This is a genomic window from Nocardia wallacei (assembly GCF_014466955.1).
Taxonomy (GTDB): Bacteria; Actinomycetota; Actinomycetes; order Mycobacteriales; family Mycobacteriaceae; genus Nocardia; species Nocardia wallacei.
Genome location: NZ_AP023396.1, coordinates 3327978 through 3341074, shown reverse-complemented (window position 1 = coordinate 3341074; position 13097 = coordinate 3327978). Strand labels below are relative to the sequence as shown.

The window sequence follows — 13097 nt, the reverse complement described above, 5'->3', positions numbered from 1 at the left end:
TCGTCCAACCGAATTCGAAAGGGAGAGCTGTTATTTCGCGCCGTGTCGGCCGAGCCAGCGGCGTATCTCGGCGGCCGCGGCCGCCGCGGCCGAGGTGAGGATCGAGAAGTGGTCGGCGTCGATCTCGGCCGCCGCCCCGCCGCGCATCCAGGGGGGCACTCGTTCGGCGCCGTCCAGTCCGGGCAGCGGCGTCGAGGCACGCAGTTCCAGGATCGGCGCCGCGATCGACACCGGTCGGCGCTGTTCGCAGATGCGCATGTACTCGGCCATCGCGATCAGGCCGTGATCGCCGATCCGCGCCATGTCGTTGTCCAGGTCCAGGACCGCGCCGAGCGCGTTCACCAGCACGCGGCGGCCGCGCTCCACCGCATCGGAGGCGTAGGCGTCGAGCAGGACGATCCCGGCGGGCCCACGCCCGCGGTGCTCGAGCCGATGTGCCAGCGCATGTGCGATCGCGCCGCCGATCGAGTAGCCGACCAGCACGACCGGTCGCTGACGTCCGGCGGCGTCCACGGCGTTCGCCAGCGAATCCAGGAGTGCGTCCCAGGTTCCGGGCAGCGGTTCGCCGGGGCGGGTGCCGGGCAATCGGAGCGCGGTGACACCGCGGTCGGCGCCGAGTTCGCGCGCCAGGCGGCCGAACTGGTGTGGGCCGGTGCCGACCACGAACGACGGCACGCAGACCAGTAGCGGATCGGCGGTGCTGCGGCTCAGTGGTACCAGTGCCGCCGCACCGGAGTCCGCGCCGTGGGCGAAGGTTTCGGCGAGTTCGGCGCCCGCCAGCAGCATCGGCAGCGTCTCGGCCAGCCGCCCGCGCCGGTGCGCGGCGCGCACCAGGTCGGTGAGGACACCCGCGGCGCCGGTGTCCGCGGGCGCCGGTGCCATCTCGCCGAGCCGTGCGCACAGATGATCGGCGAGCGCTCGGGACGTGGGGTGGTCGAAGACAACCGTCGACGACAGCGCGAGCCCGGTGGCCTTGGCGAGCCGGTTGCGGAACTCGACGCCGGTCAAGGAATCGAATCCCAATTCCGTGAAGGTCGCCGCCGGATCGATCCGGTCGCCGGAATCGTGTCCGAGACTTGCGGCGACCTGTTCGCGGACCACGGCGAGCACGGCGGCCGGGCGATCGGCCGCGGGGACGGCGGCCAGCCGCGGCGTGCCGGTACCCGCGGCGCGGCGGGTGGTCCTGGTGACCAGGGACTCGAGCGCCCGGGGCAGGGTCCCCGCCGCGGCCTGCGCGGCGAGCGCCCCGGCCTCGAGGCGCACTCCGGCGAGCGCCGGGTGGCCGGCCTGGAGGGCCGAATCGAACAGCGCCATACCATCGTTCGCGTCGAGCGGCACCAGTCCCGCGCGCCGCATGCGTGCGATATCGGTGTCGGTCAGGGTGCTGGTCATGCCGCCCGCGCCGTGCCACGGCCCCCAGGCGATCGAGGTCGCGGGAAGGCCGCGGCGGTGCCGGTGCTGCGCCACCGCGTCGAGAAAGGCGTTCGCCGCAGCGTAATTGGCCTGTCCCGGGCTGCCGAGCGTGCCCGCGATCGAGGAGTAGAGCACGAACACGGACAGATCGAGATCCGCGGTGGCCTCGTGCAGATTCCACGCGGCGTCGACCTTCGGGCGCAGCACCGCGGCGAACTGCTCCGGTGTCAGGTCGGTGAGCAGGCCGTCGGCCAGGACACCGGCGGTGTGGACGACGCCGGTCAGCGGGTGTTCGGCCGGGATGCCCGCCAGCAGCCGGTCCAGTGCGGCACGGTCCGCCACGTCGCAGGCGACCACCTCCGCATGAGCGCCGAGCGCGGCCAGTTCGGCTACGAGCTCGGTCGCGCCGTCGGCGTCCGCACCGCGCCTGCTGGCCAGCACCACGCGCCGCACGCCGTACTCGTGCACGAGATGGCGCGCCGCCACCGCGCCGAGTTCGCCCGTCCCGCCGGTGATCAGCACCGTCCCCGCGGCGTCCGGGGTGGCCGGTATGGTGAGCACGTTCTTGCCGATGTGCCGGGCCTGGCTCAGGTACCGGAAGGCGTCCGGCGCCTGGCGCAGATCCCATCCGGTCAGCGGGAGCGGGGTCAGGGCGCCGGTGTCGAACAGCTCGACGAGCACGGTCAGGATCTCGTGCGCCCGCTCGGCGCCGACCTCGTCGAGATGGAAACCCCGGTAGCGCACTCCCGCATGCTGTTCGGCGACCTCGCCGGGGTCGCGCCGGTCGGTCAATCCCATCTCGAGGAAGCGGCCACCGCGCGGCAGCAGGCGCAACGAGGCGTCGACGAATTCACCCGCCAGCGAATCGAGCACGATATCCGCGCCGCGGCCGTCGGTGACCTCGAGGAACTTGCGTTCGAAATCCAGGGTGCGGGAGTCGCCGATCACCGAGTCGTCGAATCCCATGCCGCGCAGCACATCCCATTTCGGGCGGCTCGCGGTCACGAGCAGCCGCAGCCCGAGGTGCCGCGCCAGCTGCGCGGCCGCCATCCCCACGCCGCCGGTCGCGGCGTGCAGGAGCAGCGTTTCGTCGGGTTTGGCCTCGGCCAGGTCGACCAGTCCGTAATAGGCGGTGACGAACACCACCGGCACCGCTGCCGCCTGCGCGAAGGAGAAGCCGCGCGGCATCCGCGACAGCACCCGGCCGTCGGCGACCACGACGGAACCGACCTCGGGCACGAACCCGAAAACCCGGTCGCCGGGCGTGAATTCGGTGACGTCGGGGGCCACCTCGACGACCACGCCCGCGCCTTCGCCACCGAGGGCGGCGTCCGGCTGGGGATACATGCCGAGGGCGATCAGCACGTCGCGGAAATTGACGCCCGCGGCGCGCAGCGCGACGCGCACCTGTCCGGGCCCGAGCGCTCGCGTCGCGGCCGTCGTCTCGACCAAACCCAGATTCTCGCCGGTCAATGTGCCCTTGCCGTGCTGCACCAGCGCCCACGCCGGAGCGGACAGCAGCTCACTCGCCCCGACGGCATCGGGATGCGCGCCGCGAGCGAGCCGCGCCGCGTAGTGCGCGCCCTGCCGCAGCGCCAGCTGGGGTTCGTCCGCGTGTCCCAGGGCCGCCACCACACCGGCCCGGTAGTCCTGCCGATCGTCGACATCGACGAGTGCGATCCGGCCGGGATTCTCGTTCTGCCCGCTGCGCACCAGACCCCAGACCGCCGCGCCCACGGGATCCACCGCCTCGCCCGTGTCCACCGCGACCGCGCCGCTGGTCACTACGGCGATCCGCGGATACCGGTCCAGCGCTTGTCGCACCTGCGCCGCGATTTCGACGACCCGGCGGTGCACGGTACCCGGCAGGTCGGCGTCGGCCGCCCCGTTCGCCACGCGCAACACCGCCACGGGCGAACCGTCGAGAATCACCGTCTCGTCGCCGTCGGCCGACCAGTGCGCTGCGGGCTCATCCGCTGCCGGGAGCGGCATCCAGTGCAGCCGGTGCAGCTCCTCACCCGCCGCCGCCGAGCCGACAGCCGCGAGCGGGATCGGCCGCAACGTGAGCACCGCCGCCTCGGCGATCGGGGCTCCCGCGAAGTCCAAGAGCGTCAGCGCCACCCGATGCTCGCCCGCCGCCGACTCCTCCGCCACCGACCCGAGTACTGTCAGCCGGACCCGGGCCGATCCGGCCCCGGCGGTATACACGTCGACGCCCGTCCACGAATACGGGACCAGCAGTTCGCCCGGCCCGGCAGGCTCGACCACACCACTGATACCCAACGCGTGCAGGGCCGCGTCCAGCAGGGCCGGGTACACCACGAACCGCTCCGCCGGATGCGCCGATTCCGGCGGTCCCACCTCGGCGAAGATCTCCACACCACGCCGCCACAGCGCGGTCAGCCCGCGGAACTGCGGCCCGTACTCGTAGCCGCGGGCCGCCAGTTCCGCGTAGGCGTCGTCGATCGCCATCGGCACCGCTCCCGCGGGCGGCCAGCTCTGCGTCGTCGCCGTCGGCTCGGGACGTGGTGTAGATGATTGCGGGACAACGGTTCCCGTCGCATGCCGGACCCACGGCGCCGGATCGCCGGTGTCCTCGCGCACCGGGCGCGAGTACACCGATATCTCCCGGGCGCCCGAGTCACCGGGCTCGGCGGCCATGACCCGAAGGTCGACCGCTCCCGCCGGTGGCACGATCATCGGCGCCGCCAGTACCAACTCCGCCACTCGCGGCAGGTTCACCAATGCTCCGGCACGCAACGCCAATTCGACGAACGCGGCGCCCGGCAGCAGTACCGTCCCGGCAATGGCGTGATCCGCCAGCCAGGGGTGGGTCGACAGCGACAACCGCCCGGTGAGGACGACGCCCGCGGCGTCCGGCAGCCAGACCGCCGCACCGAGCAACGGATGTTCCACGCCGTCGAGGCCCGACGCCCGCACGTCACCCACCGATTCGGCGGTGTCCAGCCAGTAGCGGCGATGCTGGAAAGCGTAGGTGGGCAACGCTGTCCGATGCGGCTCGCGACCGGCGAACAGCGGTTGCCACGCGACGGCCGCGCCCGCCACATGCAGTCGAGCGAGGGCGCCGACGAACTGCTCGGAGTCGCGCGCCGTGTCGGAGCGCCGGGCGGCGGCGACCACCACCGACCCCGCTTCGGCCTCGGGAAATTCGCCCAGGCACTGCCGGGCCATCGCCGCCAGCACCGCGTCGGGACCGATCTCCACATACCGCCGCACACCCGACTCCACCAGCGTGCGCACGCCCGGCGCGAACCGAACGCAGCCGCGCAGCTGCGACACCCAATAGCCGGGGTCGGTCAGCTCGGCACCCGCCACCACACCACTGACATTCGACAGCACCGGAATGCGCGGCATGCGGTAAGCCAAACCCGCGGCCACCGAACGGAACTCGTCCAGAATCGGCTCCATCGACGCGGAGTGGAAGGCATGACTGACCCGCAATCGGCTGGTCTTGCGGCCCGCCGCGGCGGCCCGCGTCTCCACCTCACCGATCGCCTCCGCCTCCCCCGACACCACCACCGACGACGGGCCGTTCACCGCCGCCAGCGACACCCTGCCCCCGTACCCGGCCACGAGCCGGGCCGCCTCGGCCTCCCCCATGCCCAGCGCCGACATCGCCCCGCCCCTCGGCAACCCGCCCATCAACCGGCCACGCGCCACCACCAGCACACACGCGTCCGCCAGCGACCACACCCCCGCCACGTACGCCGCGACGAGCTCACCGATCGAATGGCCGATCAGCACATCCGGTGTCACACCGAAGGACTCGACCAGCCGGAACAGCGCGACCTCGAACGCGAACAGCGCGGGCTGCGTGAACTCGGTCCGATCCAGCAGGCTCTGCGGGCCCTCGAACATCAACTCCCGCAAGGAACGACCCAGCAACGGATCGACCACGGCACACACCTCGTCCAAGGCCGCCGCGAACACCGGGAACACCCGATACAGCTCCGCACCCATCCCCGCCCGCTGCGCACCCTGCCCGGTGAACAGAAACGCCGTCTTCCCCGAAACAACCCGTCCCGCCACCACATCCGGGGATTGCGCACCCGCGGCCAGATCGGCCAGACCGGCCAGCAACCGCTCCCGATCGCTCGCGACCACCATCCCGCGCCGATCGAACCGCCCGCGCGTCTCGATCAGCGAATACGCGACATCCCAGGCATCGATATCGGGCCGCTGGACCAGCCACTGCCGCAACCGGTCCGCCTGCGCCCGCAGCGCCGCCTCGGACTTCGCCGACACCGTGAGCGGAACCAGGCCCGGCGACGCGGAAGTCACGGCGGTTACCTGTTCCGGATCGCCCGCGGTCTGCGCCGGTACGGCGGGCGCCTCCTCGAGGACGAGATGGGCGTTGGTGCCGCTGATCCCGAAGGACGACACCCCGGCCCGGCGCACCCGCGCACCCGCGCGCCACTGCTCGGCCTCCGCCAGCAGCCGCACCGATCCCGCCGTCCAGTCCACATGCGGCGACGGCGCATTCAGGTGCAGTGTCCGGGGCAGGACTTCGTGCCGCAGCGCCTGCACCATCTTGATCACGCCGCCCACTCCGGAAGCCGCTTGCGAATGGCCGATGTTCGACTTGAGGGAGCCGATGCGCAACGGGCCGTTCGTCCGGTCCTGTCCGTAAGCGGCGAGCAATGCCTGCGCCTCGATCGGATCACCCAGCGGCGTCCCCGTACCGTGCGCCTCCACCACATCCACATCCGACGGCGACAACCCCGCACTCGCCAACGCCGCCGCGATCACCCGCTCCTGCGACGGACCATTCGGCGCCGTCAAACCATTCGACGCACCATCCTGATTCACCGCCGAACCCCGCACCACGGCAAGAACGTTGTGCCCGTGACGCCGCGCATCCGACAACCGCTCCAGCACCAGCACACCGACGCCCTCGGCCCACCCGACGCCGTCCGCGGCGGCCGAGAACGCCTTGCACCGGCCATCGCGTGACAAACCCCGCTGACGGGAGAACTCCACGAACAGATAGGGCGTGGACATGACCGTCACACCGCCCGCCAGTACCAGCGACGACTCCCCGCGGCGTAATGCCTGGCAGGCCAGGTGAATCGCGACCAGCGAGGACGAACATGCCGTGTCGACACTCACGGCCGGGCCCTCCAGGCCGAGCGTGTAGGCCACCCGCCCCGATACCACGCTGCCGGCCGAACCCGTGCCCGCGTACCCCTCGGCGGCCGCGCCCGCCGCCCTGGCGGTGTGCCCGTAGTCCTCGTACATCACCCCGGCGAAGACACCGGTGTCGCTGCCCCGCAACGAGAACGGGTCGATTCCGGCGTCCTCCAGCGCTTCCCACGAGGTCTCCAGCAACAGCCGCTGCTGCGGATCCATCGCCGCGGCCTCGCGCGGACCGATTCCGAAGAACTCCGCGTCGAAATCGGCGACGCCGCGGAGAAATCCGCCCTCCCGCGTGTACACCTTCCCGAATCGGTCAGGGTCGGGATCGAACAATTCAGCAACATCCCAGCCTCGATCGTCCGGGAAGGGGCCCACCGCATCCGAACCGGAGGCAACCAGCTTCCACAGCTGTCCTGGTGACTCGACGCCGCCCGGATATCGGCAGCTCATGCCCACGATCGCGATGGGCTCGTCAATCCGCTCGCGCAGTTGCGCGAGATCCTCGCGGGTCGTCAGCAGCTCCTTGGTGACCTTCTTCAGGTACTCCAGCATGCGATCCGGCGAATCACCAGCGTTTGTTACCACGTATCACATCCATATAATCAAGAATTCAACTAGTCGCGGAGCGACCGGTCGCCACACCGAAGGGTGACGAGCACACCGTGTCCACGGGCCCGGACTCGGCTACCGCCTGATCACGACGAATGCCCGAAACTCGCTCGCGCGGAGCGCGATCGGGCCGACTACCTCAGTCCCGCGTCGAGCGACCGCCCGCCACCGGTTCAGCATCCGCTCCGAAAACCGTTGCGGTGTGCGGTTCACTCGCGCGATGGGTGCACGCTGTATCGAGGTACGCGCCGCGACCCGCTCCTTCGGTCGACCTCATCTACAACACCTCTCCCACATGACCGGCACTGGCCGGCAGCCGAAAGCCCCGGCCGATGCCGGTATCCTGTTCCATCCTGGTAGTTCGGCTTTACGCCGTCGAAGCCGGAAGGCAAATTCACTGTTAACAGCTGCGGGTTCCCGCGGCTATAGCTTGCCGAACACGCACCGGCTCGTGCAGACCGTTCACTCGGTTTCGCGCGCGGGTGCGGTTGTAGTCAATACTCACACAGAAGTGAAGATACAACTAGTCACACCGTTGTGGGCCATTTCTCAACTTCCCGCGGTCTCGCGGGTCCGGCCGATTACCGGGATGCCGTCCCAACTACCGCCGGGCCGCCCCGCGGCGACGCGCCGGATCCCGCGTACCGCCATCGACGCAGGTCCGTGCGAGCTCCCGCGAGACGACGGCAGCACCGTAACCCGGCGCACTCCTCCAGCCACCACATCCACCTTCTTCGCCTGGACCACTCGGAGACCGCGCGACCGACGTAGGTCGGATTCGGGTCTCCGGATGCGGTGCCGCACCGATCTTGTGAGGCAAGACGATACCCCCAGGCGCGGCGAAATATCCACCGATGAAGTGGGTTATTTACCGGTCGCTAATAATCCGAGAAAGCATGGAACCGAGCCGTAGTTGTGGCTTCAAATAACATCCAGCTATTACCACTTCCGGTCGGCTCCGGAAAAGCAGCACGCGCACGTTCTCGCGACACACTCATGCCGGAATCGAATAATTCGATGCAGCTTCGAGTCCATCGACACCCGATCCTCGCTGAGGTGTGGTCATCGGCCAGCACATCTCGGGTGTCCCGGGCAGTGCACCCGTTCTCGGCGAAACCAGCCGGGACTCGATAGCGTTGCGCCGGAACATGATTCCGTCATCCAGGACACCCGGGTGCGAGCTTGACGATGTGGACCTGCTTGCCGGACACGCGTACGCCCTGGATCCGGGTGGGCACGAGATCCGCGGCAATGGCCGGGGCCAGTGCCGACGTGTCGGGGATCAGCACGACCGCGATGCCGCCGGGAGCAAGCACGCGCCGCAGTTGCGGCCACAGCCGGAGCGGATCGGCGGCGAGCCGTCCCGCGGGTGCCACTTGGCCGCCCCACGCCGGGTTGCACAGGACGCGGTCGACGCTGGCGTCGGCCATCGCCAGGTCGCCCGCGTCACCCCGGCGGACCTCGACCCCGGCCGGGACATTGGCCCGAGCCGCTCGCACCGCGTCGGGACTCCAGTCGTAGCCTCGAAACACCGCGTCCGGGCGCAGGTGCACCGCCTCGGCCAGCAGCGTTCCGGCACCACAGCACGGATCGAGAACCATTGCGCCGCGCGGTATTTCGGCGAGTTGCGCCATGACCGCGGCCAGCGGCGGGTGCAGTGTGCCCGGTATCGCCTGCCGCTTGTACGGCCTGCGGTGCAGCGGACGGTCGGCAACCCGCAACAGCAGGCGGGACTCGATACCGTCGAGCGTCAGCCGCCAGCCGCTGTAGGCCACGGGTGGTGCGCCGTCGCGCCGTGACCGGTACCGGACGCCCCACCGGCGGGCCAGCGCCCGGCCGACGACCTCCTCGACGTCGTATCGGCTGAAGTTGCGACGCCCCAGAAACGACGCCGACACGTCCACTCCCCCGCCGAGATCCGCCCGGCCGCCACAGTCACGCCGCCGTGCCAGCAGCGCGGACATATCGACGGCGTCGGCCAATTCGGCAAGTGCCGCAACGGAATCGCGGGCCGTTCCGATGTCGGGACCGGCCGCCGCACACAGCAGCACATCGTCGGCCGACCGCAGTCGCACCACCGCCGGGTCCGGTCGGCAAGGCCGGAAATGCACCTCCCGATGCCCGATCGCGACGACCGCCCCCAGGTCGCTGCGCAGAATCTCCGATGCCACCGCGGTCTCCACGCCGCGAACACACCGCGCCACCAAGCGGATGCCCATGAAATTCGTTCTCCCACACCGAGGCCCGGGACGACGCCACGCCGTCCCGCATCGTCGGCGAGGGGAAGCCTCACTGCGCCGACGGCTACCTCAGCGCAGGTGGAAGAACATCATGGCCCACAGGTTATCCGGCGGCCGCACTCGCGGCTACTCGTTTCCCGGCCGCGGACCGCGCACGAAGTCGCGATCTCACCGGTTCCACACCGCGACACTGGTACGAATTCCGCGCAGCGCCGAGCTCTCGAGCCTGGGCAGGGCGGGGTACATCGGGGAGGAGGCGGCCGCAGATCACCGTGGTTGCGGTTCGATCCGCCGGTCGGCCAGGTTGCGATATTGTCCCGTTCGGGACTATCCTGAACGTGACGGTAAGGGCGTCGGGTGTAGCGGCGGAACAGGTACTCGCGCGGCTGCGTCTGTCATGGACCGCCGTTGCCACTGTCGGACGGCTGGCCGAGTACGTCCGGCACGAGGTCGGGGCCGGATTCATTGCTGTTAGGAGCTGCCATGCCTGAACTTTCCTCCTCGCCGCCTCTCGAGGGCGCCGTATCGGATCGGGAAAGCAAGTTCGTCGCGTCGACCGGTTTCGTTGCCGAGGAGGTCTCGGGCACTCGCATCGCCGGCTATGTCGACTTGGGGGCCGACCATCACACGCCGTGGGGTGTCGTGCACGGCGGCGTCTATGCCGCGATCGTCGAGACGGCGGGGAGTTTCGGCGCCAGTGTCGCGGTCGCGGAGCGCGGCCAATACGCGGTCGGCGTCCACAACTCGACGAACTTCCTGCGGTCCACCTCCGGCTGCCGCGCCTCGGTGTTGGCCGAGCCGCTCCATCAGGGGCGGGTTCAGCAATTGTGGAAGGTGGTCGTCACCGACGAGGTCGCGGACAAGATACTCGCGCTGGGGGAACTCCGCCTGCAGAATGTGCCGCTGCCCCAGTCCGGATGAGCGGTCCTCGGCCACCACGTCGGTGCAACACTCACCCGAACATGGGCCCGGTGGTATTGCGCTGCCTGCCCGCTCGGTGAGTGTGAGTGATGCCGCGGCCTCGTTCAACCCTTTGTCGGCGGATTATTTGCATGCCCGGTCAGCGGGCGAAAAGTCATCAGGAGCATTCCATGTCCTTCGAGGTTGTGCCAGAACATCTTCCGTCGACCAGCGCGAAGCTGGACACGGCGCTAGTCGGCGTCGCCGATACCGTTCTCGGTGCTGTCGAGGCTGCGGTTGCCGCACCTCCGGGATTCGATGGCGCCAGCGCGCAGATATTGCCCGTGACGTTCGCGCACGCTGCCGAATTCTTTCCCCGCACTCTGGAGATGATCGGTCGCGGTGAGGAGGCGGCGGCAGTGTTGCCGATCATTGCCGCCGAGTTCACCCGGGCCGATCAGTACGGGGCGGATTCGGTCGGATCCGTGCACATTGCCGATTGAGCATTCATCGAGAGAAAGCAAATCCCATGTTGCCCTATGTCGATCCGTTCGTGGTCGCCGCTGAGGCGATTATCCGCCCATTGCTCACCGGCCCCGGAACGGCGTCGATAGATGCGGCGGCAAAGTCGTACTCGGCCATCGCCGCGCAGTTGAATGCCGCCGCGAACAGAACTGATGCTTCGATGGTCGAGATGGGCGAGACCTGGCGTGGCATCTCGTCCGATGCCGCCCAGGCGGCGTTTCGCAGGTATACCGATTCATTGCGCGCCCAAGCCGACGTAGCGGTCCAGACGTCCACGCTCTTGCTCGAGGCCGAAGGCGCTTACAAGATCGCATACCACGCTATGCTGGCCGTGGAAGCGGAGCTGATGGAATTTACGGCCAGGCAGACCGCATTGTTGGCGGCCAGCACTGTTGCCGCCCCGGCTTTGCCGATGTTGATGCTGATGGAAGTCGAAAGTGCGGCCATCTTCGCCGCTGCCGTCGCGGTCATGGAGCAATATTCCGCAACCTTGGTTCCTATTCTCGCCAGCTTTCCGCCCCCCGTGCCTTCGCAACCGGTCGTCTCCGGCAGCGGCGGATCAGAGACTCCGTCCGTTTCGGCTGATCTCGTGGCGAGTTCGCTGTACTCGCCGACATCGGATCGGACGCAGCGAGACTCGGCTTCGGACAGCGGATCCTCGGCATCCGGAGACGGCGGGAACGAACTCGGGCCGAACGCAGTGCGAGCAGAGCGAAGTCTTGCGGATCGGGCGATAACCACGCCATCGGCGGAGGGTGCGCAATCGATATCAGGTGTTGATCCGGCAACCTACCTGACCGGCCGGGGAGAAGATATGGCCGGCTCGGGAGCAGATGCGGCTCGCGAGGGAGTGAATGATGCTGCCGGCGACCCGACCAACAGCGGGCTCACCGAGGTTCCGCCGTCGTCGTCGACCTCGGGGTCCAGCGCGACGGCAGCGAGTTCGGGGGTGATCGGGATGACGCGCGGTGGCCCGGCCTCGATGGCAGGAGCCACGACCGGTTTTCGGATGCCGGCCAACTGGCAATCGCGGCCCTCACCGACATTCGGTGCGGTGCCGACCGAATCGGCAAACGCACCGGTCCCTCAGCCGGTTGCGCCACGGGGAGTTGTCGCCCCGCAGGCGCGATCACGGCGACGCGGCGACGAGAGCGCTGTGAAGGTGTCCAAGGTCGTCGGTTACGGAACACCTCAGGACATACCGACCCTGGAAGCCCAACCTGTCGTCGGGGTCATCGAGTACGGAGACGGCGACCGCAATCAGTAGCCTCCGGCCGATCCGATCTCCGATGTGGCTGTGGATGTAGGTAGTTCGTACGGCGTCTCCACCCGCTACCTCGCTCAGGCCATCCACCTCGTTTCCGCCGCAGGCGGAGAGCCGGAGTGGTCATCGGCACCGAACACGAACCAGCCAAAGCCGCTGAGGCCCGGAAGCATTTCGACGTGGCCGGCCTCGACCGATACATCGACTTACGCGAGGGAACTACGCGATACTTTGCGGCATGTCGGTCGGTCGGCCGGTCGATTTCGCCTTGATCGATATCTGGCCCCTCATGGCCCGGCCCGCCATCGAATTGATCGCACCGCGCTGCGCCGGGGTGCCGTCGTCGTCATCGACAACGCCGCCGACCAGCCGCCTGGCTACCGCAGGCTCTTCGACTTTCTCGGCGACCCCGCCAACGGATTGGTGACCCAGACGCTGCCGCTCGACGGAGGCATGGACATGGCGGTCACACTGTAGCGTCGGCTCGCTGAGATAGTCTGCCCTCTGGGTTATCGGCCGTCGATCGCTTGATTACCGTCGCGAAGTTTCCGCAGCAGCGCGGTCATCGCGTCGATCTCGGCCGGGCTGAGGATGTCATGGATATAGCGCTGTGCCGCATCGAGGGCGACCACTCCGCGTCTGCGCGCCTCGGCCATACCGCCCGCGGTCAGGGAAACCACGGTAGCGCGGCGGTCGGTGGGATGCGGGGCGCGGACGACGAAACCTTGTGCTTGCGCGAAGTCGACCACACGCGTTGTGCGTGTCGTGCTGGTGGCGAGAGCGCGGGTGATATCGATGGCGCGCAGCGAGTAATCGGGCGTACGCGCGAGCCGGAACAGCAGGTCCGAGATCGCCGCGTCCATATCGCCGGCGGGGCTCACCTGTGCGTCGATGTGGCGAGTCACGCTGAGGTATGCCTCCCGCAGGAGGCCGTAAGGGTCCCAGCGGGGATCGCAGAACAAGTCGTCCAAAGGTCCGCCCATAAACAG

General features: G+C 69.0%; 7 protein-coding genes. 4 read left to right on the top strand and 3 right to left on the bottom strand.

Features of this window, described 5'->3' with window-relative positions; translation table 11 throughout:
• Positions 1 to 30: 30 nt before the first annotated feature.
• Both NWFMUON74_RS15230 and NWFMUON74_RS15225 read right to left on the bottom strand, forming a co-directional pair.
• Positions 31 to 7155: a type I polyketide synthase gene (locus tag NWFMUON74_RS15230; RefSeq protein ID WP_187688439.1), complete on the bottom strand. Its 7125-nt coding sequence runs from the start codon at positions 7153 to 7155 to the stop codon at positions 31 to 33.
• Positions 7156 to 8336: 1181 nt separating this feature from the next.
• Positions 8337 to 9350, bottom strand: coding sequence for a TRM11 family SAM-dependent methyltransferase (locus NWFMUON74_RS15225; RefSeq protein WP_197987018.1), 1014 nt, complete (start codon positions 9348 to 9350; stop codon positions 8337 to 8339).
• Positions 9351 to 9902: 552 nt separating this feature from the next.
• On the opposite strand from NWFMUON74_RS15225, the gene NWFMUON74_RS15220 reads away from it, so the two are divergent.
• The 4 genes from NWFMUON74_RS15220 to NWFMUON74_RS15205 all read left to right on the top strand — a co-directional run bounded on the left by NWFMUON74_RS15220 (position 9903) and on the right by NWFMUON74_RS15205 (position 12585).
• Complete coding sequence (locus NWFMUON74_RS15220) at positions 9903 to 10340, top strand: PaaI family thioesterase (protein WP_187688437.1); 438 nt, start codon at positions 9903 to 9905, stop codon at positions 10338 to 10340.
• Positions 10341 to 10510: 170 nt separating this feature from the next.
• On the top strand, positions 10511 to 10822 hold the full coding sequence (locus NWFMUON74_RS15215; RefSeq protein ID WP_187688436.1) for a hypothetical protein: 312 nt from the start codon (positions 10511 to 10513) through the stop codon (positions 10820 to 10822).
• A gap of 26 nt (positions 10823 to 10848) precedes the next feature.
• Positions 10849 to 12111: a PPE domain-containing protein gene (locus tag NWFMUON74_RS15210; protein ID WP_187688435.1), complete on the top strand. Its 1263-nt coding sequence runs from the start codon at positions 10849 to 10851 to the stop codon at positions 12109 to 12111.
• A gap of 24 nt (positions 12112 to 12135) precedes the next feature.
• Positions 12136 to 12585: a hypothetical protein gene (locus NWFMUON74_RS15205; RefSeq protein ID WP_187688434.1), complete on the top strand. Its 450-nt coding sequence runs from the start codon at positions 12136 to 12138 to the stop codon at positions 12583 to 12585.
• Positions 12586 to 12617: 32 nt separating this feature from the next.
• Here NWFMUON74_RS15205 and NWFMUON74_RS15200 read toward each other — a convergent pair whose 3' ends face one another.
• Positions 12618 to 13091: a MarR family winged helix-turn-helix transcriptional regulator gene (locus NWFMUON74_RS15200; protein ID WP_187688433.1), complete on the bottom strand. Its 474-nt coding sequence runs from the start codon at positions 13089 to 13091 to the stop codon at positions 12618 to 12620.
• Between the last annotated feature and the right edge of the window lie 6 nt (positions 13092 to 13097).

Excerpts from the sequence above, each read along its gene's own strand:
- NWFMUON74_RS15200 (WP_187688433.1), bottom strand. The coding sequence starts at position 13,091 with ATGGGCGGACCTTTGGACGACTTGTTCTGCGATCCCCGCTGGGACCCT.
- NWFMUON74_RS15210 (WP_187688435.1), top strand. The coding sequence starts at position 10,849 with ATGTTGCCCTATGTCGATCCGTTCGTGGTCGCCGCTGAGGCGATTATC.
- NWFMUON74_RS15215 (WP_187688436.1), top strand. The coding sequence starts at position 10,511 with ATGTCCTTCGAGGTTGTGCCAGAACATCTTCCGTCGACCAGCGCGAAG.
- NWFMUON74_RS15220 (WP_187688437.1), top strand. The coding sequence starts at position 9,903 with ATGCCTGAACTTTCCTCCTCGCCGCCTCTCGAGGGCGCCGTATCGGAT.